Raw genomic sequence first — 23,387 nt, forward strand, 5'->3', positions numbered from 1 at the left:
GTGGGCTCGGAGATGTGTATGACAGACAGGTGCCGAACGATCCGCAGAGCCCGTTCGTCACCTCCGGCATCCGCATCGGCACCCCGGCCATCACCACCCGCGGGCTGCAGGAAGCGCAGAGCCGCGAACTGGCCGGCTGGATCTGCGACATCCTCGACCACCTCGGCGATGCCGACGTGGAAGCCAAGGTCGCCACCCAGGTCGCCGGTCTCTGCGCGGACTTCCCGGTCTATCGCTGAGCCCCCCGAAGACGGTCGGGGAGCCCGACGCGCCCCGGCCCAACCCTCTCCGCGGGAGAGGGAGCAACAGTTCAGGAGCATCCACATGCAACGCTACTCCGGCTTCGGCCTGTTAAAGCATTCACTGAGCCATCACGAGAACTGGCAACGCATGTGGCGCACGCCCACGCCGAAGCCGGTCTACGACGTGGTCATCGTCGGCGGCGGCGGGCACGGTCTGGCCACCGCCTACTACCTGGCCAAGGAACACGGCATCAGCAACGTGGCGGTGGTCGAGAAAGGTTGGCTGGGCGGCGGCAACACCGCACGCAACACCACCATCGTGCGCTCCAACTACCTGTGGGACGAGTCCGCGCTGCTCTACGAACACGCGATGAAGCTGTGGGAGGGCCTGTCCCAGGACCTCAACTACAACGTGATGTTCTCCCAGCGCGGGGTCTACAACCTCTGCCACACCCTCCAGGACATGCGCGACGGCGAGCGCCGGGTCAGCGCCAACCGCCTCAACGGCGTCGACGGCGAACTGTTGAACGCGCAGCAGGTGGCGGAGGAGATTCCCTACCTGGACTGCAGCAAGAACACCCGCTACCCGATCATGGGCGCGACCATCCAGCGTCGCGGCGGCGTCGCCCGCCATGATGCGGTGGCCTGGGGCTTCGCCCGCGCCGCCGATGCCCTCGGCGTGGACCTGATCCAGCAGACCGAAGTCACCGGCTTCCGCAAGCAGGACGGCGCGGTGATCGGCGTCGAGACCAACCGCGGCTTCATCGGCGCGCGTCGTGTCGGGGTGGTCACCGCCGGCAACTCCGGGCACATGGCCAGGCTCGCCGGCTTCCGCCTGCCGCTGGAGTCGCACCCGTTGCAGGCGCTGGTCTCCGAGCCGCTGAAGCCGATCATCGACAGCGTGATCATGTCCAACGCCGTGCATGGCTACATCAGCCAGTCGGACAAGGGCGACCTGGTCATCGGCGCCGGCATCGACGGCTACAACGGCTACGGCCAGCGCGGCTCTTACCCGGTGATCGAGCACACCCTGCAAGCCATCGTCGAGATGTTCCCGGTGCTCTCGCGGGTACGCATGAACCGCCAGTGGGGCGGCATCGTCGACACCACCCCGGACGCCTGCCCGATCATCGGCAAGACTCCGGTGCAGAACCTGTTCTTCAACTGCGGCTGGGGCACCGGCGGCTTCAAGGCCACTCCCGGCTCCGGAAACGTCTTCGCCGCCACCCTGGCCAAGGGCGAACCGCATCCGCTGGCCGCGCCCTTCTCCATCGAACGCTTCCACAGCGGTGCGCTGATCGACGAGCACGGCGCGGCGGCAGTGGCGCACTGACAAAAGCCGCCCGAAGGGCGAAATCCGCTGCCCCTCGCCCTTCAGGGAGAGGGTGCCCGAAGGGCGGGAGAGGGTGTTGAAGGCGCGCGCCCACTCTCGACCGTAACGAAACAACCGGGGAGCGACCCTCTCCCCAGCCCTCTCCCTGAAGGAAGAGGGTGCCGGTCAACCGGCAAGAACAGTTTCCGGAGGCTACAAAATGCTAAATATCTTCTGCCCCCACTGCGGCGAACTGCGTTCCGAAGAGGAATTCCACGCCAAGGGTCAGGCCCACATCCCGCGCCCGCTCGACCCGAACGCCTGCAGCGACGAGGAATGGGGCGACTACATGTTCTTCCGCGACAACCCGCGCGGCCTCCATCACGAGCTGTGGGTGCACGCCGCCGGCTGCCGCAAGTACTTCAACGTCACCCGCCATACGGTGACCTACGAAATCCTCGAGACCTACCTGATCGGCGAGCAGCCCAGCGTCGTCGCCGACGGTGAGAAGAAACCCGCCGTACAAGGGGAACCGGCATGAGCCAGATCAATCGCCTGTCCAGCGGCGGCCGCATCGACCGCAACCGCCCGCTGACCTTCAGCTTCAACGGCCAGCACTACCAGGGCTATGCCGGCGACACCCTGGCCGCCGCGCTGCTGGCCAACGGCGTCGACATCGTCGGCCGCAGCTTCAAGTACTCGCGGGCGCGCGGCATCGTCGCCGCCGGCGCCGAGGAGCCCAACGCGATCCTGCAGATCGGCTCCCGCGAAGCCACCCAGATCCCCAACGTGCGCGCCACCCAGCAGGCGCTCTACAGCGGCCTGGTGGCCACCAGCACCAACGGCTGGCCGAACGTGCAGAACGACCTGATGGGAATCTTCGGCAAGGTCGGCGGCAAGCTGATGCCGCCCGGGTTCTACTACAAGACCTTCATGTACCCGCAGTCGATGTGGATGACCTACGAGAAGTACATCCGCAAGGCCGCCGGCCTGGGCCGCGCGCCGACCGAGGTCGATCCGGACAGCTACGACTGGATGAACCACCACTGCGACGTGCTGGTGGTCGGCGCCGGCCCGGCCGGCCTGGCCGCCGCCCTCGCCGCCGCTCGCAGCGGCGCGCGGGTGATCCTCGCCGACGAGCAGGAAGAGTTCGGCGGCAGCCTGCTGGACACCCGCGAGACCCTCGACGGCAAGCCCGCCGCCGAGTGGGTCGCGGACGCCGTGGCCGAGCTGCAAGGCCTGCCGGAAGTCATCCTGCTACCGCGCTCCACGGTCAACGGCTACCACGACCACAACTTCCTCACCATCCACGAGCGGCGCACCGACCACCTCGGCGAGGTCGCCCCGCTCGGCCAGGTCCGCCAGCGCGTGCACCGCGTGCGCGCCAAGCGCGTGGTACTGGCCGCCGGCGCCCATGAGCGGCCGCTGGTCTACGGCAACAACGACCTGCCCGGCAACATGCTCGCCGGCGCGGTTTCCACCTATGTACGGCGCTACGGCGTGGCACCGGGCAAGAAACTGGTGCTGGCCACCAACAACGACTACGCCTACCGCGTCGCCCTCGACTGGCAGGAAGCCGGCCTGCAAGTGGTGGCCATCGCCGACGCCAGGGCCAATCCGCGCGGCGAGTGGGTCGAGGAAGCACGCCAACGCGGTATGCGGGTGATCACCGGCAGTTCGGTGATCGAGGCTCGCGGCGGCAAGCGGGTCAGCGGCGCCAAGGTCGCCCGGATCGACTTGCAGGCCATGCGCGCCAGCGGCGGCGAATGGCTGGACTGCGACCTGATCGCCAGTTCCGGCGGCTACAGCCCGGTCGTGCACCTGGCCTCGCACCTGGGCGGCAAGCCGGAATGGCGCGAGGAAATCCTCGCCTTCGTCCCCGGCGAAGGCTTGCAGAAACGCATCTGCGCCGGCGCCGTGAACGGCGTGTTCGGGCTCGCCGAGGTGCTCGCCGACGGCTACCAGGCCGGGAGCCGCGCCGCCCTCGACGCCGGCTACAAGACCGCCGCCGGCAGCCTGCCGAAGGTCCAGCCGCGCCGCGAGGAAGCACCCGTCGCGCTGTTCCAGGTGCCCCACGAGAAGCCCACGGCACGCGCACCGAAGCAGTTCGTCGATCCGCAGAACGACGTCACCGCCGCCGCCATCGAACTGGCCTGCCGCGAGGGCTTCGAGTCCATCGAGCACGTCAAGCGCTACACCGCGCTGGGCTTCGGCACCGACCAGGGCAAGCTGGGCAACATCAACGGCCTGGCGATCGCCGCGCGGGCCCAGGGCAAGAGCATCGCCGACACCGGCACCACCATGTTCCGCCCGAACTACACCCCGGTGACCTTCGGCGCCGTCGCCGGCCGCCACTGCGGGCACCTGTTCGAACCGGTGCGTTTCACCGCCCTGCACGCCTGGCACGTGAAGAACGGCGCCGAGTTCGAGGACGTCGGCCAGTGGAAGCGGCCGTGGTACTTCCCGCGCCGCGGCGAGGACATGCACGCCGCAGTGGCCCGCGAATGCCGCGCGGTGCGCGAGGCGGTCGGCCTGCTCGACGCCTCGACCCTGGGCAAGATCGACATCCAGGGCCCGGACGCGCGGGAGTTCCTCAACCGGGTCTACACCAACGCCTGGACCAAGCTCGACGTCGGCAAGGCGCGCTACGGCCTGATGTGCAAGGAAGACGGGATGGTCTTCGACGACGGCGTGACCGCCTGCCTGGCCGACAACCACTTCGTCATGACCACCACCACCGGCGGCGCCGCCCGCGTACTGGAGTGGCTGGAGCTGTACCACCAGACCGAATGGCCGGAGCTGAAGGTGTACTTCACCTCGGTCACCGACCACTACGCGACCCTCACCCTGTCCGGCCCGAACAGCCGCAAGCTGCTCGCCGAAGTCACCGACATCGACCTGGACAAGGATGCCTTCCCCTTCATGACCTGGAAGGAAGGCAAGGTCGCCGGGGTGCCGGCGCGGGTGTTCCGCATCTCCTTCACCGGCGAGCTGAGCTACGAGGTGAACGTCCAGGCCGACTACGCCATGGGCGTGCTCGAAGCGCTCGCCGAGCACGGTGCGAAGTACGGCCTGACGCCCTACGGCACCGAGACCATGCACGTCCTGCGCGCCGAGAAGGGCTTCATCATCGTCGGCCAGGACACCGATGCCTCGGTCACCCCGGACGATCTCAACATGGGCTGGGCGGTGGGCCGCAGCAAGCCGTTCTCCTGGATCGGCTGGCGCGGCATGAACCGCGCCGACTGCCTGCGCGAGGATCGCAAGCAACTGGTCGGACTCAGGCCGAGCAACCCGCAGGAGGTACTGCCCGAAGGCGCGCAACTGGTGTTCGACACCCAGCAGGCGATCCCGATGAAGATGGTCGGCCACGTCACCTCCAGCTACATGAGCGCCAGCCTCGGCCACGGCTTCGCCCTGGCGGTGGTGAAAGGCGGCCTCAAGCGCATGGGCCAGAAGGTCTACGCGCCGCTGGCGGACGGCCGCTTCATCGAGGCGGAGATCTGTTCCTCGGTGTTCTACGACCCGAAAGGGGAACGGCAGAACGTGGATTGACCGGAGAGGGGCTCGCCCCTCTCCCCGGCCCTCTCCCCGAAGGGAGAAGGCAGACAGGCTACCAGGGCGCGCGGCGCCCCAAGGTGAAAACGAATGAGCAAGGCAAACGTCTACCAGCAACGCCCCGAACCCGGCGTCCACGCCGAATCGCCGCTGCACCATGCCGAGCTGCACAAGCTCGCCGGCAAGACCGCCGCGAAGGCCGGTATCGTCCTGCGCGAGAAGAAGCTGCTCGGCCACCTGGTGCTGCGCGGCGATGCCGCCGACCCGGCCTTCGCCGCCGCCGTGCACCAGGCCCTCGGCCTGGAACTGCCGGTGGCCCTGACCCTGGTCGCCAGCGGCGAGACCTCGCTGCAATGGCTGGCCCCGGACGAATGGTTGCTGATCGTCCCCGGCGGCGAGGAATATGCCGTCGAACAGCGCCTGCGCCAGGCCCTGGGCGAGGAGCTGCACTACGCGGTGGTTAACGTCAGCGGCGGGCAGACGCTGCTCGAACTGAGCGGAGCGAACGTCCGCGAACTGCTGATGAAATCCACCAGCTACGACGTGCATCCGAGCAACTTCCCGGTGGGCAAGGCGGTCGGCAGCATCTTCGCCAAGTCGCAATGCGTGATCCGCCATACCGGCGAGGACACCTGGGAGCTGGTCGTGCGCCGCAGCTTCGCCGACTACTTCTGGCTCTGGTTGCAGGACGCCAGCGCCGAATACGGCCTGCAGGTAGCGGCATGAGCAGCCTTACCCGCTCCCCGGGAGGGGATACCGGACCCGGAGCCTCGCGATGAGCCGTACCCCCGACACCTGGATCCTCACCGCCGACAGTCCCAGCCTGCTGGGCACCGTCGACGTGGTGACGCGCTACCTCTTCGAGCAGCGCTGCTACGTCACCGAGCACCATTCGTTCGACGACCGCCTGGCGCAACGCTTCTTCATCCGCGTGGAGTTCCGCGCCGGCGACGGCTTCGACGAAGCCTCCTTCCGCGCCGGACTGGCCGAACGGGTGGCACCGTTCGGCATGCGTACCGAGCTGACCGCGCCGGGCTACCGCAGCCAGGTGGCGATCATGGTTTCCAAGGCCGACCACTGCCTGAACGACCTGCTCTACCGCCAGCGCATCGGCCAGTTGCCGATGGACGTGGTGGCGGTGATTTCCAATCACCCGGACCTGGAGCCGCTGGCACGCTGGCACGGCATTCCCTACCACCACTTCCCGCTCGACCCGAACGACAAGCCGGCCCAGGAAGCCAGGGTCTGGCAGGTGCTCGAAGAGAGTGGCGCCGAGCTGGTGATCCTCGCTCGCTACATGCAGGTGCTGTCGCCGGAACTGTGCCGACGCCTGGACGGCTGGGCGATCAACATCCATCACTCCCTGCTGCCCGGCTTCAAGGGCGCCAAGCCGTACCACCAGGCCTACCAGAAGGGCGTGAAGCTGGTCGGCGCCACCGCCCACTACATCAACAACGACCTCGACGAAGGGCCGATCATCGCCCAGGGCGTCGAGACGGTCGACCACGCCCACTACCCCGAGGACCTGATCGCCAAGGGCCGCGACATCGAGTGCCTGACCCTGGCGCGGGCGGTGGGCTACCACATCGAGCGGAGGGTATTCCTCAACGCCAATCGGACCGTGGTGCTGTAAGCGCGCCCTCTCTCCCCAACCCTCGCTGAAGGAAGAGCGCCAGGGAGAGGGGCGCTTCGCACGGCCTCGCGTCCCGAGCAACACCGACAGCCCGCCGGCTGCCAGCATTCTCCGGCCCTGTCGCGCAACAGACGACTTTCCAGTGCAAAGCCGCGCGGCCGTGGACGCCGCGCATTTGTACCCACAACGACAAAGAGGAAACGCGTATGTCTGGCAATCGTGGTGTGGTCTATCTCGGCCCGGGCAAGGTCGAGGTGCAGAACATTCCCTATCCGAAGATGCAGGACCCGCAGGGCCGGCAGATCGACCACGGGGTGATCCTGCGGGTGGTCTCCACCAACATCTGCGGCTCCGACCAGCACATGGTGCGCGGCCGCACCACCGCGCCGGAAGGCCTGGTGCTGGGCCACGAGATCACCGGCGAGGTGGTGGAGATCGGGCGTGGCGTGGAAACCATGAAGATCGGCGACCTGGTCTCGGTACCGTTCAACGTCGCCTGCGGTCACTGCCGTACCTGCAAGGAACAGCACACCGGCGTCTGCCTGACGGTCAATCCGGCGCGGGCCGGCGGCGCCTACGGCTACGTCGACATGGGCGGCTGGGTCGGAGGCCAGGCCGAATACGTGCTGGTGCCCTACGCCGACTTCAACCTGCTGAAACTGCCCAACCGCGAAGCGGCGATGGAGAAGATCCGCGACCTGACCTGCCTTTCGGACATCCTCCCCACCGGCTACCACGGCGCGGTCACCGCCGGCGTCGGCCCGGGCAGCACGGTCTACATCGCCGGCGCCGGTCCGGTCGGCCTGGCCGCGGCGGCCTCGGCACGCCTGCTCGGCGCGGCGGTGGTGATCGTCGGCGACGTCAACCCGACCCGCCTGGCCCATGCCAAGAAACAGGGCTTCGAGATCGCCGACCTGTCCAAGGACACCCCGCTGCACGAACAGATCGCCGCTCTGCTGGGCGAGCCGGAGGTCGACTGCGCGGTCGACGCGGTCGGTTTCGAGGCGCGCGGCCACGGCCATTCGGGCTCGCAGCAGGAAGCCCCGGCCACCGTGCTCAACTCGCTGATGGGCATCACCCGGGTCGCCGGCAAGATCGGCATCCCCGGCCTGTACGTCACCGAAGACCCGGGCGCGGTGGACGCGGCCGCCAAGCACGGCGCCCTGAGCATCCGCTTCGGCCTGGGCTGGGCCAAGTCGCACAGCTTCCATACCGGCCAGACCCCGGTGATGAAGTACAACCGCCAGCTGATGCAGGCGATCATGTGGGACCGGATCAAGATCGCCGACATCGTCGGGGTGGAAGTCATCACCCTCGACGATGCGCCGAAAGGCTACGGCGAGTTCGACGCCGGGGTGCCGAAGAAATTCGTCATCGACCCGCACAACCTGTTCCGCGCGGCCTGAACCACCGGCAACAACCGACGCGGCCTACGGGCCGCGTCTTCGTTGGCGCTATCCGGGGGAACTGCCGGCGATAAAATGGATCGGTGATACTGCTGCCATCCATTCGCCTCCCGGAGACCGCCATGAGCACCGATAGCCCGATCAACCGCGTCGAACAGGTACAGGTCGACGACCTGGCCTGCTGGCGCATCCACACCGCCCATGGCGAGGCGCTGATCGCCCAGCAGGGCGCGCAACTGCTCAGCTACCAGCCCCACGAACAGCCGCCGCTGGTCTGGCTCAGCGACGAGGCCGGCTACCGGCGCGGGCAGTCGGTTCGCGGCGGGGTGCCGGTGTGCTGGCCGTGGTTCGGTCCGCTGGAGCGCAACCCGCAGGAAGTCCGCGGCCAGGTGGAAGATGGCCTGAAGGCGCCCGCCCACGGGCTGGTCCGGGCGGTCGACTGGGAAATCGACGACATCGCCGAGGAGGACGGCGACCTCTGCGTCAGCTTCCGCCTCGACGCCCCCGATGGCCTCCCCGGCTGGCCGCACCCGGCGGCGCTGCGCATGCTGTTCCGCTTCGGCGAGCGCCTGACCCTGCGACTCACCAGCGAGAACCTAGGCAGCAAGCCGCTGGTGCTCAGCCAGGCACTGCACACCTACTTCGCGGTCAGCGACAGCCGCGAGATCGCCATCGAGGGCCTGGAAGGCGCGCGCTACATCGAGACCCTGGAGAACTGGGAAGAACGCACCCAGCACGGCGCGGTACGGGTCAAAGGCGAACTGGACCGCATCTACCTCGGTCTCGAACGCGACCTGCTGATCAAGGACCCGCGCTGGGAACGCAGCATCCACCTGCACGCCCTCGACTCGCGCTCGGCGGTGGTCTGGAACCCCTGGGTGGACAAGTCCCGGCGTCTCTCGCAGTTCGCCGACGACGCCTGGCAGCAGATGCTCTGCATCGAGACCGGGCGGGTCTGGGACGACCTCATGGTGGTCGCCCCCGGGCGCAGCGAAAGCTTTGGCGTGCAGATCTGGAGCGAGCCGCTGAAACGACCCTGAGCGGGTCGGCGAGCGGACGGGGCGGCTCGCATCGTCCGCCATGGACCGTTGCGCAGGTGCCGGCCCTACAGGTCCGCTTCCTCCACCACCTTCACCCGCGCCTTGTCGATGGCGTAGGCGGCATCGGCCAGGTCATTGCTCACCTGCTCGATCTTCAGCGTGCCGCTGACCCACAGCGGGGTGTAGATATCGGTCAGCTTCAGCCCCTGTGGATAACGCACCAGGACGATCTGGTTCGGCGGCGGCGGCGGCACGTGGATGCAGGCGCCCGGATAGGGCACCAGGAAGAATTCGGTGACGCGGCCCTTGGCGTCGTTCTCCAGCGGCACCGGGTAGCCGCCGAGGCGGATCGCCTTGCCATCCAGGCTGGCGACGGTCTTGGCCGAATACATCACCGCCGGCATCTTTCGGTCCGACTGCTTCAGGCCACCCTTGCTGGTGAAGGTGCCGGCGGCCTCCGGGGTGTCGTGGACGATGTCGGGCATTTCTTCCAGCGCCTTGCGGTCGGCCGGCGGCATCAGTTCCAGCCAGTCGGTCTCGGGCAGTTCGGCGTGGGCCAGGGGTGAGGACAACAGGGCGAGCAACAACAGGCGGGCGAACGGGAAGCGGCGCATGATGGCGGGAATACCGGCGAAGTGAGGAAACGCCGGCCCCCGCGGGGGCCGGCCAGAGCCATCAATTCTTCTTGATCAGGCCGTAAATGACCAGCAGTACGACGGCGCCGACCACCGCGCCGATGAAACCGGCCGCCTGGCCGGCCTGGTAGAAGCCGATCGCCTGGCCGCCGTAGGTGGCCAGCAGCGAACCGCCGATGCCGAGCAGGATGGTCATGATCCAGCCCATGCTGTCGTCACCTGGCTTCAGAAAGCGTGCAACGAGACCAACGATCAGTCCGACGATGATGGTTCCGATTAATCCCATGACAGTCCCTCCTTACGGGTGTATGCGCATGTATTGCGCCTGCCATGGGACAGTGTAGAAAAGCCTTGGGTTCAGTGCCGCCCGCCAACCCAAGGATGGGCGGACGGCAATCGCTCACGCCTCGATCAGCGCCTCGACCTCGGCGATGCGCGCCTGCAGCGTCGCCCGGTCGGCACAGCGCAGGGTGGCGTGGCCGACCTTGCGGCCGTTCTTGAAGGCCTTGCCGTAGTGATGCAGGTGGCAATCGGCGACGGCGACCACCTGATCCACCGGGGGCACTGCGCCGATGAAATTGAGCATCGCGCTCTCGCCGACCTTGGCGGTCGAGCCCAGCGGCAGGCCGGCGACGGCGCGCAGGTGGTTCTCGAACTGGCTGCACTCGGCGCCTTCGATGGTCCAGTGCCCGGAGTTGTGCACTCGCGGGGCGATCTCGTTGGCCTTCAGGCCGCCGTCCACCTCGAAGAACTCGAAGGCCAGCACGCCGACGTAGTCGAGCCGGGCCAGCACGCGGCCGACGTAGTCCTCGGCCAGCGCCTGCAACGGATGCGCGCTGCTGGCCACGGAGAGCTTGAGGATGCCGCTGTCGTGGGTGTTGTGCACCAGCGGGTAGAAACGCGTCTCGCCATCGCGAGCGCGCACCGCCACCAGCGAGACTTCCCCGGTGAACGGCACGAAGCCCTCGAGGATGCACGGCACGCTGCCCAGTTCGGCGAACGCGCCCTGCACGTCGGCCGGCTGGCGCAGGACCTTCTGGCCCTTGCCGTCGTAGCCCAGGGTGCGGGTCTTGAGCACCGCCGGCAGGCCGATGGCGGCCGCGGCGGCATCGAGGTCGGCCTGGGACTGAACGTCGGCGAAGTCCGGGGTGGGAATGCCGAGGTCCTTGAACATCGACTTCTCGAACCAGCGGTCGCGGGCGATGCGCAGCGACTCGGCGTTCGGGTAGACCGGCACGAACTGGGAGAGGAAGGCCACGGTTTCCGCCGGCACGCTCTCGAACTCGAAGGTCACCAGGTCGACCTCGTCGGCCAGTTGCCGCAGGTGCTCCTGGTCGCCGTAGTCGGCGCGGATGTGCTCGCCCAGGGAGGCCGCGCAGGCGTCCGGCGCCGGGTCGAGGAAAGCGAAGTTCATGCCCAGCGGGGTTCCCGCCAGGGCCAGCATGCGGCCCAGCTGGCCGCCACCGATGACACCGATTTTCATGGTTCGAGCCTTACCTTCTCAGAGCCTGTCTCACGCATCGCGCGGGTCGGGATTGTCCAGCACGGTTTCGGTCTGGTTGGCGCGGAACTGCTTCAGCGCCTCGTGGTACTGCGGGTGCTTGGCGCCGAGGATGCTCGCCGAGAGCAGCGCCGCGTTGACCGCGCCGGCCTTGCCGATGGCCAGGGTGGCGACCGGTACGCCGGCGGGCATCTGCACGATGGAGAGCAGCGAGTCGACACCCGACAGCATCGACGACTGTACCGGCACGCCGAGTACCGGCAGGTGGGTCTTGGCCGCGCACATGCCCGGCAGGTGGGCGGCGCCGCCAGCGCCGGCGATGATCACTTCGAGGCCGCGGCCTTCGGCTTCCTCGGCGTACTGGAAGAGCAGGTCCGGGGTGCGGTGGGCGGAAACCACCTTCACTTCGTAGGGGATGCCCAGCTTGTCCAGCATGTCCGCGGTGTGACTGAGGGTGCTCCAGTCCGATTTGGAACCCATGATCACGCCAACCAGTGCGCTCATCGTCGTGCCTCTCTCAAATGCGCCGTCCGGCGCGTCAGAAACCAACAAGCCACGCTTCGTCGAGGGGCGTGGCTTGTACTGGGCCGAGCCGGCGGGCAGTGCCGGTTCGAAGGCGGCGCAGTATACCGCAAAGGCAGGCCGGGCGCGCGCCGGGGGCTACCGTCCGTCCCGTTTTTTCGCGCCATGGCGGGAAACTTGCCGCAACTCAATGCGCGCCTGCCACGAGCGGCCAGACTGGTTGTCGCGGCGCGCTCCGAGGGAGCGGCGGCCGCGCCGGTTCCGCAGCCTGTCGCGGTGCCCGTCAAAGGCACCGCGACAGGCGCTCAGCCCCGTCCAAGGAGATGACCATGACCCTGCCACAGACCATGAAAGCCGCGGTCGTGCACGCCTACGGCGCGCCGCTGCGGATCGAGGAAGTCAAGGTTCCGCTGCCCGGCCCCGGGCAGGTACTGGTGAAGATCGAAGCCTCCGGCGTCTGCCACACCGACCTGCACGCCGCCGAGGGCGACTGGCCGGTGAAGCCGCCGTTGCCGTTCATTCCCGGTCACGAAGGCGTCGGCTACGTCGCCGCGGTGGGCAGCGGAGTGACCCGGGTGAAGGAAGGCGACCGGGTCGGCATCCCCTGGCTGTACACCGCCTGCGGCTGCTGCGAGCACTGCCTGACCGGCTGGGAGACCCTCTGCGAGAGCCAGCAGAACACCGGCTACTCGGTGAACGGCGGCTATGCCGAATACGTATTGGCCGACCCGAACTACGTCGGAATTCTGCCGAAAAACGTCGAATTCGCTGAAATCGCGCCGATCCTCTGCGCCGGCGTCACCGTCTACAAGGGGCTCAAGCAGACCAACGCGCGCCCCGGCCAGTGGGTGGCGATCTCCGGCATCGGCGGCCTCGGCCACGTCGCCGTGCAGTACGCCAGGGCCATGGGCCTGCACGTCGCCGCTATCGACATCGACGACGCCAAGCTGGAACTGGCGCGCAAGCTCGGTGCCAGCCTGACGGTCAACGCCCGTCAGGAAGACCCGGTGGAGGCGATCCAGCGCGACATCGGCGGCGCCCACGGGGTGCTGGTCACAGCGGTATCCAACAGCGCCTTCGGCCAGGCCATCGGCATGGCCCGCCGCGGCGGCACCATTGCCCTGGTCGGCCTGCCGCCGGGTGACTTCCCGACGCCGATCTTCGACGTGGTGCTCAAGGGCCTGCACATCGCCGGCTCCATCGTCGGCACCCGCGCGGACCTGCAGGAAGCCCTCGACTTTGCCGGCGAAGGCCTGGTCAAGGCGACCATCCATCCGGGCAAGCTGGACGACATCAACCAGATCCTCGACCAGATGCGCGCCGGGCAGATCGAGGGGCGCATCGTCCTTGAGATGTGACCTGCGGGGCGGCGTCCCGGCGCCGCCCTTGCCTGTCTACTCGACGCTGCCCAGCCCGCCTTCCAGCTTGCGCCAGAGCAGGCGGATCGCCGCCTTGCGCACCAGCGCGCAGCGGTACAGGCGGATTTCCTGCGGCACGAACCATTGCGGCCCGCCACAGATCGCCAGTTCGCCGCGCTCCAGTTCGTTGACCACGCTCAGCCGTGGCACCCAGGCCACGCCCATGCCTTGCAGCGCCATGCTCTTCAGGCTGTCGGCCATCGCCGTCTCGTAGACCGTGGTGTAGCGCAGGTTGCGCTGGCGCAGCAGCAGGTTGACCCCGCGACCGAGGAAGGCGCTGGCGCTGTAGGCGAGCAGCGGCACGCTCTGGCCGTTCTCCAGGTCGAACAGCGGCTGGCCCTCGGCGTTCACCGCGCAAACCGGCAGCATCTCGGTGCGCCCCAGGTGCAGCGAGGGGAAAATCTCCGGGTCCATCTGCAACGCGGCGTCAGGGTCGTAGAACGCCAGCATCAGGTCGCAGCTACCCTCGCGCAGGGAATGCACCGCCTCGCCGACGTTGGTGGCGATCAGCCGGCTGGCGATGTTCAGCCCCTCGTTGCGCAGCCGCGCGATCCACTGCGGGAAGAAGCCCAGCGCCAGCGAGTGGGCGGCGGCGAACTGCAGCACCTCGCCCTGCCCGCCTTCCAGGTGGTGCAGGTGGCGCACCACCTGGCCGAGCTGCTCGACCACGCTGCGCGCGGTGACCAGGAACAGCTGCCCGGCCTCGGTCAGTTCCACCGGCGTGCGCTGGCGATTCACCAGGGTCAGGCCGAGGGCGTCCTCCAGGCTGCGGATGCGCCGGCTGAAGGCCGGCTGGGTGACGAAGCGCTTCTCCGCCGCCTGGGAAAAGCTGCGGGTGCCGGCCAGGGCGATGAAATCCTCCAGCCACTTCAGTTCGAGGTTCACGACGGGAAAGGCTCCGGTAATGCGACGACACGTCCGCCATCATACCAGCGTCACATCCAACATTATGCCGTTTGTGCATGAGGCAGCGTTTAACAGCATTGGCCACGAAATCGTCACATCCTTAGTCTAGTGGGCATCGCGGCACTGGCCGTGTCCCTCTGAGACAAATCCCGTCATGTCCCCCGTTGCATCTTCCCGTATCGAGAAAGACCTGCTCGGCACCCTCGAAGTGCCCGCTGACGCCTACTACGGCATCCAGACCCTGCGCGCCGTGAACAACTTCCGCCTCTCCGGGGTGCCGCTGTCGCACTACCCGAAGCTGGTCGTTGCCCTGGCCATGGTCAAGCAGGCCGCCGCCGACGCCAACCGTCAGCTCGGCCATCTCCCGGAAGACAAGCACGCCGCCATCAGCGAGGCCTGCGCCCGCCTGATCCGCGGCGATTTCCACGAGCAGTTCGTGGTGGACATGATCCAGGGCGGCGCCGGCACCTCCACCAACATGAACGCGAACGAAGTGATCGCGAACATCGCGCTGGAAGCCATGGGCCATACCAAGGGTGAGTACAAGTACCTGCACCCGAACAACGATGTGAACATGGCGCAGTCGACCAACGACGCCTACCCGACCGCCATCCGCCTGGGCCTGCTGCTCGGCCACGACACCCTGCTGGCCAGCCTCGACAGCCTGATCCAGGCCTTCGCCGCCAAGGGCGTCGAATTCGCCGGCGTACTGAAGATGGGCCGCACCCAATTGCAGGACGCCGTGCCGATGACCCTCGGCCAGGAATTCCACGCTTTCGCCACCACCCTCGGCGAAGACCTCGATCGCCTGCGTCGCCTGGCGCCGGAGCTGCTCACCGAAGTGAACCTCGGCGGCACCGCCATCGGCACCGGCATCAACGCCGACCCCGGCTACCAGAAGCTCGCCGTCGAGCGCCTGGCCGCCATCAGCGGGCAGCCGCTGAAACCGGCCGCCGACCTGATCGAAGCCACCTCCGACATGGGCGCCTTCGTGCTGTTCTCCGGCATGCTCAAGCGCACCGCGGTCAAGCTGTCGAAGATCTGCAACGACCTGCGCCTGCTCTCCAGCGGCCCGCGCACCGGCATCAACGAGATCAACCTGCCGCCGCGCCAGCCGGGCAGTTCGATCATGCCGGGCAAGGTCAACCCGGTGATCCCGGAAGCGGTCAACCAGGTCGCCTTCGAAGTGATCGGCAACGACCTCGCCCTGACCCTGGCGGCCGAAGGCGGCCAGTTGCAACTGAACGTGATGGAGCCGCTGATCGCCTACAAGATCTTCGACTCGATCCGCCTGCTGCAACGCGCCATGGACATGCTCCGCGAGCACTGCATCACCGGCATCACCGCCAACGTCGAGCGCTGCCACGAACTGGTCGAGCACAGCATCGGCCTGGTCACCGCGCTGAACCCGTACATCGGCTACGAGAACTCCACGCGGATCGCCAAGACCGCCCTGGAGAGCGGCCGCGGCGTACTGGAACTGGTACGCGAGGAAAAGCTGCTGGACGAGGCCACCCTGGCCGACATCCTGCTGCCGGAAAACATGATCGCGCCGCGCCTGATTCCGCTGCGCGCCTGATCCGATACGAGATCGAGCGCGCCCAGGTCCGGCTGTCGACGCAGCCGGGCCGCAGCACAGCCGATCGAAGAAGGCTCACCGGTAGAGGGGGAGTACTACCCCCTCGACCTTTAGGGATGGATACCCTTCATCCCTTCTTTTATACCCGGCGCCCCGGCCCAGCCGCGGCGCCACGCTCACCGGTCGAGAGGGATACCAACTTTCCCTCTCTACACTCTGAGGGACACGGCGACCTGCGGTGTCCCTTCTTTTTTTCACCATCCACTAACGGCCCGCAGATCTTCCTCGTTGCCGAGGTGTTGTGTGGCTGCGCTCACCTGTGGATAACGTCCGCGTCATACGTCCTACGAAGGCATATCCCCTCTCAACACCCCGTCAACCCTTGCTCCCGCCGCTCCTCCGGGAAGAAATAAGGCCTCAATACCCGTACCCCGACGCTGTTGCCGGCAAACGCCGCCACCAACCACAACCAGCCATGCAGGCTGCCGGACGCGATCCCGCTGAAATACGCGCCGATGTTGCAGCCATAGGCCAGGCGCGCGCCGTAGCCGAGCAGCAGCCCGCCGATCACCGCCGCCGCCAGCGAACGGCGCGGGATGTCCAGGTTCGGCGCGAAGCGTCCGGCCAGGCCGGCGGCGAGCAGCGCGCCGAGGACGATGCCGATGTCCATCACGCTGGTGATGTCTTCCCACAGCGGCGCGGCCAGCGCCTTGGCGTTCGCCGGCGTCTGCCAGAAGGCCCAGGCGCCGACGTCCAGGCCCACGCCCTGGGCGATCTTCGCGCCCCACAGGGCGAAGGCCGACGTGATGCCCCAGGGGCGTCCGGCGAGGTACAGGGTGAGGAAGTTGAGCAGCGCCAGCGCCAACGCGCCCCAGACCAGCGGCCAGGGGCCGCGGAGGAAGCGCCGCCAGCCGCGCCATTCGGCGCTCGGCGGGGTTTCCAGGGTGCCGTGGCGGGCCTTCTCCATGCGTACCGTGACCCCGGCGATGCCGATGAACACCGCCAGGCTCAACACCAGCGCCGGTGCCAGGCCCAGTTCGGCGACCAGCGAGATCGGCGGCAGCGACGGCAGGGCGAACCACCAGCCGACATGCTGGGTGGCGATCAGCGAGCCGAGGATGAAGAACAGCAGGGTCACCAGCATCCGCGCGTTGCCGCCGCCGACGGTGAACAGGGTGCCGGAGGCGCAGCCGCCGCCCAGTTGCATGCCGATGCCGAAAATGAAGGCGCCGACGATCACCGAAGTGCCGACCGGCGAGACGAAACCGCTCACCGGCTGGCCGAACAGGCTGCCCGCCGCCAGCGCCGGGAAGAACAGCAGCACCGCCAGCGCCAGCATCACCATCTGCGCGCGCAGCCCGGCGCCGCGCCGTTCGCGGATGAATACCCGCCAGGCGGAGGTGAAGCCGAAGGCGGCGTGGTAGAGGGTCAGGCCCAGGGCGCCGCCGACGATGAAGAGGATGGCCTGGCGCGCGCTGACCGCGTTGAACAGGAACAGCCCGCCGAGCACCAGCAGGGCGAAGGCGATCAGGGGGGCGGCGAGCTTGCGCTCGGGCGCGGCGGAAAGGGCGACACTCATGGCTACTCCTGGGCGCGAGGGTGATCCGGGGGCATTCTAGTCAGTCGCGACGACGGGTCCAACCAGGGCCTCCCGCCGCCAGGCCTTGCGCAACGCCCGCAGCGCTTCGTCGATACGCGCCTCGGGTACTGCCGCGAAGCCCAGCACCAGGCCCGCGCGGTCGTCTGGCGCAACGCTGGAGTCGTCCATCCAGTAGTCGCTCAAGGCGCTGACTTCCACCCCGGCGGCTGCCGCCGCGGCGATCAGGGCCCGCTCGCGCGCCAGGCTGTCGACCCGCACGCACAGGTGCAGCCCCGCCTCCACCGCCGGCAACGGCTGGCAACCCGGCGCCTCTGGCCAGCCCCGCAGCAAGGCGTCGCGGCGGGCGCGGGCGGCGCGGCGCATGCGGCGGACGTGGCGCTGGAAATGCCCCTCGGCGATAAAGTCGGCCATGACCCGCTGGGTGCCCACCTCCGAATGGCGTACCTCGATGGCCCGCCGCTGGCGGAAGCGCTCGACCAGCGCCGGCGGGACCACCAGGTAGCCCAGGCGCAACGCCGGGAAGGCGATCTTGCAGAAGGTCCCGACGTAGAGCACCCGGCCCTGTCGGTCCAGCGCGGCCAGCGGCGCCAGCGGCGTACCGCTGTAGCGATACTCGCCGTCGTAGTCGTCCTCGACGATCCAGCCGTCGGCGCGCTCGGCCCACTCCAGCAGCTCCAGGCGCCGCGCCAGCGACAGGGTGACGCCGGTGGGGTACTGGTGCGACGGCGTGACATAGGCCAGGCGGCAGCCGGCAATGCCCGCGAGCCGGTCGCTGCGCAGGCCCTCGGCGTCGATGTCGATCCCGTGCGGTACCGCGCCGGTCGCGGCGAAGGCCAGGCGCGCCGCGCGGTAGCCGGGGTTTTCCACAGCCACCGGATCGCCGTTCTCGAGCAACACCTGGGCGCACAGGCGGATGGCCTGCTGCGCGCCATGGGTGACGATCACCTGTTCCGCCTCGCAGCGCAGGCCGCGCGCGCTGCGCAGGTAGGCGGCGATCAGCTCGCGCAGGCGCGCCTCGCCGGCCGGGTCGCCGTAGCCCAGGCAGTCCGCCGGCGGGTTGCGCCAGAAGCGCGCCTGTAGCCGCGCCCAGGTGTCGAAGGGGAACAGGTCGAAGGCCGGCACGCCGACGCGGAACGCTCGCGGCGCGCCTTCCGGAGGCGGCGCCAGGGCCGCCGGGCCGCGTGGCGCGGGAGCGCTCGGGGCGACGGCAGGGGCCCTGCCTGGGATTTCCTGCAACTCGGCAACGTAGGTGCCGTCGCCTGTGCGCCCGTCGATATAGCCCTCGGCGTGCAACTGTTCATAGGCCCGCACCACGGTGTTGCGCGAGACCTTCAGGGCCTGGGCCAGCTCGCGGCTGGCGGGCATCCGCGTGCGGCTGCCGAGGCGGCCGTCGAGGATCCGTTCGCGCAGCGCGGCGTAGAGCTGGCGGGCCAGGCCCTGGGCGGGGTCGAGGTGGATGCCGGCGGCGTCGAAGGGCAGTACGGTGGCCATGGCGGTCTCGGAGGGAAGAAAGCGCCAGTGTGGATTGGACCTGTGGAATTGACCAGCAATGGATCTTCTAGCGGACCATTTCCCGGCCTAGTCTGGAGGCACCTTTACCCGGACATGGAACCGAGCCATGAGCACGTCCCTGCAGATTCGTCCCGTCGGCGCCGCCGACCACGCCGCCTGGCTGCCGCTGTGGGAGGGCTACCAGCGCTTCTACAAGACCGAGATCGCCGCCGCTACCAGCGACGCCACCTGGCAGCGCTTCCTCGACGCCGACGAACCGATGAACGCCGCCCTCGCCTGGCTCGACGAGCGCGCCGTGGGCCTGGTGCACTGGATCTACCACCGCTCCTGCTGGACCGTCGGCGACTACTGCTACCTGCAGGACCTGTTCGTCGCCGAGGGCCTGCGCGGCGAAGGCATAGGGCGCCGGCTGATCGAGCATGTCTACGCCGAGGCCGGCGCCGCTGGCTGTTCGCGGGTGCACTGGCTGACCCACGAGAGCAACAGCGACGCGATGAAGCTGTACGAGCGCATCGCCGACAAGTCCGGTTTCCTTCAGTACCGCAGGATTCTCTGAGGCCCACCATGCGCGAACCCTTGAACTGGCGCCCCGTCGCCACTCCGCCCCACGCCCCGCTCGACGGCCGCTTCGTCAAGCTCGAACCGCTCGATCCGCAACGCCACGGCGACGACCTGTGGGACGCCCTGCAAGGGCCTGGCGCCGACCCGCTGCTGTGGGAATACCTGGCCTACGGCCCGTTCGCCGAGCGCACGGCGTTCGACGCCTGGCTGGCCGGCCAGGCGACCAGCCGCGACCCGCTGTTCTTCGCCGTGCGCGAGCGGCGCACGCAGCGCGCCGTCGGCCTGCTCAGCTACCTGCGGATCACGCCGAAGGATGGCGTCATCGAAATCGGCCATATCGCCTTCGGCGCGCCGATGCAGCGCACACCGGGGTCTACCGAGGCGGTCTACCTGCTCGCCGAGCTCGCCCTCGGCCGCCTCGGCTACCGCCGCCTGGAGTGGAAGTGCAATGCCGGCAACGCCCGTTCGATGCGCGCCGCCGAGCGCCTGGGCTTCACCTACGAAGGCACCTTCCGCCAGCACATGGTGGTCAAGCAGCGCAACCGCGACACCGCCTGGTTCTCCCTGCTCGACAGCGAATGGCCGGCGCGACAGGCGGCGTTCGAGCGCTGGCTCGATCCTTCCAACTTCGACGCCGAAGGCCGCCAGCGGCAGACGCTGGAGGCGCTGCGCGACTAGCCCCTGGCAGGGACTGCCGGTCGCTCAACGGTACTCCGGCAGCCAGTGCAGGCTGGCCAGGATGTGCGCGACCGCGTTGGCCACGCCGAACAGCAGCACCAGCACGATCGCCGGCGTGCCGCCCCAGGCGCGGAACAGCGGGCTGCCGAAGCGCTTGCGCGAGGCCCGCGCCATCAGCGCCGGAACGATCACCGCCCAGAACGCCGCGGCCAGCCCGGCGAAACCGATGGCGTAGATGAAGCCGTTGGGGAACAGCAGCCCGCCGATGGTCGGTGGGACGAAGGTCAGCAACGCGGTCTTGAAACGTCCGAAGTGGCTGTCGTCGAACCTGCACAGGTCGGCCAGGTAGTCGAACAGGCCGAGGGTCACGCCGAGGAAGGAGCTGGCCACCGCCAGGTTGGAGAAGGTGGTGAGCAACGCGTTCAGCGAATCCGACGCGGTGATCCGGTGCAGGTATTCCACCAGGGTGCCGACGTTGCTGCCGCCGGCGATGATGCCCTTGAACTGCTCGCGCGGGATGGTGCCCAGGGTGCTGGCCTGCCACAGCAGGTAGATGGCCAGGGCGATCAGGGTGCCGATCCACAGCGAACGGCTGATCCGCTGCGGGTCCTTGCCGTAGTACTTCATCAGGCTCGGCACGTTGCCGTGGTAACCGAAGGAAGTCAGGCAGAACGGCAGGGTCGCCAGCAGGTAGGGCCAGTAGACCGCGTCCGGCTCGCCGCTGTTGAACAGGATCGCCGGCTGGATGCGCCCGAGCAGGCCGCTGATGGAGAGGCCGAAGGTAATGATCATGCCGCCGAGCATCAGCGTGGTGATGCGGTCCACCGCGCGGGTGCTCCACCACACCACCAGCGCCACCGCCAGGGCGAACAGCAGCCCGGCGAGCTTTTCCGGCAGGGTCACGCCGAGGCCGCTGGACAGGGTGTAGCCGATGATCGAGCCGCCGCCGGAGATATAGGCATAGGTGAGGATATAGAGGACGAAGGCGATGCTCAGCCCGTTGACCACATTCCAGCCCTGGCCGAGCAGGTCGCGGGTGATGGTCGAGAAGCTCGAGCCCACCGGGTAGTTGAGGTTGGCCTCGAGGATCATCATCCCCGACAGCAGCATGCAGAACCAGGTGAGCAGGAACACCGCCACCGACCAGCCGAACCAGATGCCGGACATGGCGATGGGCAGGGAGAACATTCCGGCGCCGACGGCGGTGCCGGCGATGATCATCGAACCGCCGAGCAGCGAGGGCCGGCGGCTGGGCGTTTGAGCTGGAGAGGACGACACCTGGACTTCCCGATAGTCAGCGCCTGCGGCGCGACGCGCCGTTGGGCAGAGGCGGCATTCTAGGCGGCGCGCGCGCCGGGCGCACCCTGGCAGGGCGAACAGCCAGCCGACGCGGCAACCGATGCCGATAAAAAAAGGGGAGCATCATGCTCCCCCAGGGACTTTAACCGTCTGTCGCGGTCAGCCCGCAATCTCGATCAGGATCTCGCCCGGGTTGACCCGGTCGCCCTTGGCCACGTGGATCGCCTTGACCGTACCGGCGATGCCGGCCTGGACCTCGGTTTCCATCTTCATCGCCTCGGTGATCAACACCGCCTGGCCGGCCTTGACGCTATCGCCTTCCTTCACCAGCACGTCGACGATGTTGCCCGGCATGGTGGTGCTGACGTGGCCCGGCTCGCTGGCATGCTTGCGGCCGCTGGCGGAGCCGGCGACATATTCGTTGAGCGGCTCGAACACCACTTCTTCCGGCATGCCGTCGATGGACAGGTAGAAGTGCCGCTTGTTGTCGCTCTTCACGCCGACCCCGGTGATGTCGACGCGGTAGGTCTCGCCGTGCACGTCGATGACGAACTCGGTCGGGGTGCCTTCCGCGCCGGCGGCGGCGACGCCCTTGCCGGTGGGAATCGGCAGCAGTTCCTCGGGCTTCAGGGTGCCGGCCTCACGCTCTTCGAGGAACTTGCGCCCGATGTCCGGGAACATCGCGTAGGTGAGTACGTCTTCCTCGGACTTGGCCAGGTTGCCGATCTCGCTGCGCAGCTTGTTCAGCTCCGGCTTGATCAGGTCGGCCGGGCGCACGTCGATGACTTCCTCGCTGCCGATGGCCTGGCGCCGCAGTTGCTCGTTGACCTCGCCGGGCGCCTTGCCATAACGGCCCTGCAGGTACAGCTTCACTTCGTTGGTGATGGTCTTGTAGCGCTCGCCGGCGAGCACGTTGAAGAACGCCTGGGTGCCGACGATCTGCGAAGTCGGCGTCACCAGCGGCGGGAAACCGAGGTCGGCGCGGACCCGCGGGATTTCCTCGAGCACCTCGCCCATACGGTTCAGCGCGCCCTGCTCCTTGAGCTGGTTGGCCAGGTTGGAAATCATCCCGCCCGGCACCTGGTTGACCTGCACGCGGGTATCCACGCCGGTGAATTCGCTCTCGAACTGGTGGTACTTCTTGCGCACCGCGTGGAAGTACATGCCGATCTCCTGGATCAGCTCCAGGTCCAGGCCGGTGTCGTAGGGGGTGCCACGCAGCGCCGCGACCATCGACTCGGTGCCCGGGTGGCTGGTGCCCCAGGCCATGCTGGAGATCGCCGTGTCGATACGGTCGGCGCCGTTTTCCACGGCCTTCAGCTGGCACATGCTGGCGACACCGGCGGTGTCATGGGAATGCACCACCACGTCCAGCGGCAGGGCGTCCTTCAGGGCCTTGACCAGGTCGCCGGTGGCATAGGGGGTGAGCAGGCCGGCCATGTCCTTGATGGCGATGGAGTCGACGCCCATGTCGGCCATCGCCTTGCCCTGGGCGACGAAGGCCTCGATGGTGTGCACCGGGCTGGTGGTGTAGCAGATGGTGCCTTGGGCGTGCTTGCCGGCGGCCTTCACCGCCTCGATGGAGACGCGCAGGTTACGCACGTCGTTCATCGCGTCGAAGATGCGGAACACGTCGATGCCGTTGACCGCCGCCTTGGCCACGAAGGCGCGCACCACATCGTCGCTGTAGTGGCGGTAGCCGAGCAGGTTCTGCCCGCGCAGGAGCATTTGCAGGCGGGTGTTGGGCAGCGCCGCCTTGAGCTTGCGCAGGCGCTCCCACGGGTCTTCCTTGAGGAAGCGCACGCAGGCGTCGAAGGTCGCGCCGCCCCAGACTTCCAGCGACCAGTAGCCGACGCGGTCGAGCTTGTCGCAGATCGGCAGCATGTCCTCGGTGCGCATGCGGGTCGCCAGCAGCGACTGGTGGGCATCGCGCAGGATGGTATCGGTGACGCCGGTCTTCTTCGCTTGGATGGTGTTGCTCATGT

Annotated in this window: 20 protein-coding genes and 1 pseudogene; 12 read left to right on the forward strand and 9 right to left on the reverse strand. The window is 68.1% G+C overall.

All coding sequences use genetic code 11. The annotated features are described in order from the left end of the window. The 8 genes and pseudogenes from glyA to FFS27_RS05190 form a co-directional block, all read left to right on the forward strand. Window positions 1–239: pseudogene (glyA, locus tag FFS27_RS05155) on the forward strand (serine hydroxymethyltransferase); the annotation flags it as partial. 85 nt (window positions 240–324) lie between these two features. Beyond that, the gene (locus FFS27_RS05160; protein WP_003096779.1) at window positions 325–1,575 is read left to right on the forward strand and encodes a sarcosine oxidase subunit beta; all 1,251 of its coding nucleotides are present in this window, start codon (window positions 325–327) and stop codon (window positions 1,573–1,575) included. Window positions 1,576–1,774: 199 nt separating this feature from the next. Further along, window positions 1,775–2,095, forward strand: coding sequence for a sarcosine oxidase subunit delta (locus FFS27_RS05165; RefSeq protein ID WP_003096781.1), 321 nt, complete (start codon window positions 1,775–1,777; stop codon window positions 2,093–2,095). Beyond that, on the forward strand, window positions 2,092–5,109 hold the full coding sequence (locus FFS27_RS05170) for a sarcosine oxidase subunit alpha (protein WP_023101733.1): 3,018 nt from the start codon (window positions 2,092–2,094) through the stop codon (window positions 5,107–5,109). Before FFS27_RS05165 ends, FFS27_RS05170 begins: the two co-directional genes overlap by 4 nt. Window positions 5,110–5,202: 93 nt before the next feature. Next, on the forward strand, window positions 5,203–5,838 hold the full coding sequence (soxG, locus tag FFS27_RS05175) for a sarcosine oxidase subunit gamma (protein ID WP_003096784.1): 636 nt from the start codon (window positions 5,203–5,205) through the stop codon (window positions 5,836–5,838). Between the two features lie 49 nt (window positions 5,839–5,887). Further along, window positions 5,888–6,745, forward strand: coding sequence for a formyltetrahydrofolate deformylase (locus FFS27_RS05180; protein WP_003096786.1), 858 nt, complete (start codon window positions 5,888–5,890; stop codon window positions 6,743–6,745). A gap of 206 nt (window positions 6,746–6,951) precedes the next feature. After that, a complete protein-coding gene (fdhA, locus tag FFS27_RS05185; protein WP_003096788.1) occupies window positions 6,952–8,151 on the forward strand; it encodes a formaldehyde dehydrogenase, glutathione-independent in 1,200 nt (399 codons plus the stop codon). An 83-nt stretch (window positions 8,152–8,234) separates the two neighbouring features. After that, on the forward strand, window positions 8,235–9,191 hold the full coding sequence (locus FFS27_RS05190) for a D-hexose-6-phosphate mutarotase (protein ID WP_003142078.1): 957 nt from the start codon (window positions 8,235–8,237) through the stop codon (window positions 9,189–9,191). A gap of 65 nt (window positions 9,192–9,256) precedes the next feature. On the opposite strand, the gene FFS27_RS05195 is transcribed toward FFS27_RS05190, so the two are convergent. From FFS27_RS05195 to purE, 4 genes are all read right to left on the reverse strand, one after another. After that, on the reverse strand, window positions 9,257–9,805 hold the full coding sequence (locus tag FFS27_RS05195) for a DUF3299 domain-containing protein (protein WP_003136384.1): 549 nt from the start codon (window positions 9,803–9,805) through the stop codon (window positions 9,257–9,259). A gap of 61 nt (window positions 9,806–9,866) precedes the next feature. Continuing rightward, the gene (locus FFS27_RS05200) at window positions 9,867–10,112 is read right to left on the reverse strand and encodes a GlsB/YeaQ/YmgE family stress response membrane protein (protein ID WP_003096795.1); all 246 of its coding nucleotides are present in this window, start codon (window positions 10,110–10,112) and stop codon (window positions 9,867–9,869) included. 114 nt (window positions 10,113–10,226) lie between these two features. Next, on the reverse strand, window positions 10,227–11,309 hold the full coding sequence (locus tag FFS27_RS05205; RefSeq protein WP_021263192.1) for a 5-(carboxyamino)imidazole ribonucleotide synthase: 1,083 nt from the start codon (window positions 11,307–11,309) through the stop codon (window positions 10,227–10,229). Between the two features lie 30 nt (window positions 11,310–11,339). After that, on the reverse strand, window positions 11,340–11,831 hold the full coding sequence (gene purE / locus FFS27_RS05210) for a 5-(carboxyamino)imidazole ribonucleotide mutase (RefSeq protein WP_003106314.1): 492 nt from the start codon (window positions 11,829–11,831) through the stop codon (window positions 11,340–11,342). 347 nt (window positions 11,832–12,178) lie between these two features. Here purE and adhP point away from each other — a divergent pair, with 347 nt between their 5' ends. Further along, window positions 12,179–13,207, forward strand: a complete 1,029-nt coding sequence (adhP, locus tag FFS27_RS05220; protein ID WP_003111449.1) for an alcohol dehydrogenase AdhP — start codon at window positions 12,179–12,181, stop codon at window positions 13,205–13,207. Between the two features lie 36 nt (window positions 13,208–13,243). Here adhP and FFS27_RS05225 read toward each other — a convergent pair whose 3' ends face one another. Then, window positions 13,244–14,152, reverse strand: coding sequence for a LysR substrate-binding domain-containing protein (locus tag FFS27_RS05225; RefSeq protein WP_003096819.1), 909 nt, complete (start codon window positions 14,150–14,152; stop codon window positions 13,244–13,246). Between the two features lie 175 nt (window positions 14,153–14,327). Between FFS27_RS05225 and aspA the strand changes: the two genes are divergently transcribed. Then, complete coding sequence (gene aspA, locus FFS27_RS05230) at window positions 14,328–15,752, forward strand: aspartate ammonia-lyase (protein ID WP_003096822.1); 1,425 nt, start codon at window positions 14,328–14,330, stop codon at window positions 15,750–15,752. Between the two features lie 364 nt (window positions 15,753–16,116). Here aspA and FFS27_RS05240 read toward each other — a convergent pair whose 3' ends face one another. Together FFS27_RS05240 and pdxR are read right to left on the reverse strand one after the other, a co-directional pair. Continuing rightward, a complete protein-coding gene (locus FFS27_RS05240; RefSeq protein ID WP_003106317.1) occupies window positions 16,117–17,331 on the reverse strand; it encodes a YeeE/YedE family protein in 1,215 nt (404 codons plus the stop codon). A 36-nt stretch (window positions 17,332–17,367) separates the two neighbouring features. Further along, entirely contained in the window at window positions 17,368–18,843 is a 1,476-nt protein-coding gene (gene pdxR / locus FFS27_RS05245; protein ID WP_023092781.1) for a MocR-like pyridoxine biosynthesis transcription factor PdxR, read from the reverse strand. Between the two features lie 127 nt (window positions 18,844–18,970). On the opposite strand from pdxR, the gene FFS27_RS05250 reads away from it, so the two are divergent. Next, the gene (locus tag FFS27_RS05250) at window positions 18,971–19,420 is read left to right on the forward strand and encodes a GNAT family N-acetyltransferase (RefSeq protein ID WP_003142089.1); all 450 of its coding nucleotides are present in this window, start codon (window positions 18,971–18,973) and stop codon (window positions 19,418–19,420) included. A gap of 8 nt (window positions 19,421–19,428) precedes the next feature. Continuing rightward, window positions 19,429–20,103: a GNAT family N-acetyltransferase gene (locus FFS27_RS05255; protein WP_023100268.1), complete on the forward strand. Its 675-nt coding sequence runs from the start codon at window positions 19,429–19,431 to the stop codon at window positions 20,101–20,103. 24 nt (window positions 20,104–20,127) lie between these two features. Here FFS27_RS05255 and mtr read toward each other — a convergent pair whose 3' ends face one another. Both mtr and oadA read right to left on the reverse strand, forming a co-directional pair. Beyond that, complete coding sequence (mtr, locus tag FFS27_RS05260; protein WP_003096841.1) at window positions 20,128–21,381, reverse strand: tryptophan permease; 1,254 nt, start codon at window positions 21,379–21,381, stop codon at window positions 20,128–20,130. A 180-nt stretch (window positions 21,382–21,561) separates the two neighbouring features. After that, window positions 21,562–23,385 (reverse strand): sodium-extruding oxaloacetate decarboxylase subunit alpha, encoded by a 1,824-nt coding sequence (oadA, locus tag FFS27_RS05265; protein ID WP_003105555.1) that lies wholly within the window; start codon window positions 23,383–23,385, stop codon window positions 21,562–21,564. Between the last annotated feature and the right edge of the window lie 2 nt (window positions 23,386–23,387).

Source organism: Pseudomonas sp. 2VD (assembly GCF_005503585.1).
GTDB classification, from domain to species: Bacteria; Pseudomonadota; Gammaproteobacteria; order Pseudomonadales; family Pseudomonadaceae; genus Pseudomonas; species Pseudomonas aeruginosa.

Coding starts and splice junctions, on each gene's coding strand:
- soxG (WP_003096784.1), top strand. CDS start 5,203: ATGAGCAAGGCAAACGTCTACCAGCAACGCCCCGAACCCGGCGTCCAC.
- pdxR (WP_023092781.1), bottom strand. CDS start 18,843: ATGGCCACCGTACTGCCCTTCGACGCCGCCGGCATCCACCTCGACCCC.
- FFS27_RS05195 (WP_003136384.1), bottom strand. CDS start 9,805: ATGCGCCGCTTCCCGTTCGCCCGCCTGTTGTTGCTCGCCCTGTTGTCC.
- FFS27_RS05250 (WP_003142089.1), top strand. CDS start 18,971: ATGAGCACGTCCCTGCAGATTCGTCCCGTCGGCGCCGCCGACCACGCC.
- purE (WP_003106314.1), bottom strand. CDS start 11,831: ATGAGCGCACTGGTTGGCGTGATCATGGGTTCCAAATCGGACTGGAGC.
- FFS27_RS05255 (WP_023100268.1), top strand. CDS start 19,429: ATGCGCGAACCCTTGAACTGGCGCCCCGTCGCCACTCCGCCCCACGCC.
- FFS27_RS05160 (WP_003096779.1), top strand. CDS start 325: ATGCAACGCTACTCCGGCTTCGGCCTGTTAAAGCATTCACTGAGCCAT.
- aspA (WP_003096822.1), top strand. CDS start 14,328: ATGTCCCCCGTTGCATCTTCCCGTATCGAGAAAGACCTGCTCGGCACC.
- adhP (WP_003111449.1), top strand. CDS start 12,179: ATGACCCTGCCACAGACCATGAAAGCCGCGGTCGTGCACGCCTACGGC.
- FFS27_RS05165 (WP_003096781.1), top strand. CDS start 1,775: ATGCTAAATATCTTCTGCCCCCACTGCGGCGAACTGCGTTCCGAAGAG.
- oadA (WP_003105555.1), bottom strand. CDS start 23,385: ATGAGCAACACCATCCAAGCGAAGAAGACCGGCGTCACCGATACCATC.
- FFS27_RS05200 (WP_003096795.1), bottom strand. CDS start 10,112: ATGGGATTAATCGGAACCATCATCGTCGGACTGATCGTTGGTCTCGTT.
- fdhA (WP_003096788.1), top strand. CDS start 6,952: ATGTCTGGCAATCGTGGTGTGGTCTATCTCGGCCCGGGCAAGGTCGAG.
- FFS27_RS05180 (WP_003096786.1), top strand. CDS start 5,888: ATGAGCCGTACCCCCGACACCTGGATCCTCACCGCCGACAGTCCCAGC.
- FFS27_RS05240 (WP_003106317.1), bottom strand. CDS start 17,331: ATGAGTGTCGCCCTTTCCGCCGCGCCCGAGCGCAAGCTCGCCGCCCCC.
- FFS27_RS05205 (WP_021263192.1), bottom strand. CDS start 11,309: ATGAAAATCGGTGTCATCGGTGGCGGCCAGCTGGGCCGCATGCTGGCC.
- FFS27_RS05170 (WP_023101733.1), top strand. CDS start 2,092: ATGAGCCAGATCAATCGCCTGTCCAGCGGCGGCCGCATCGACCGCAAC.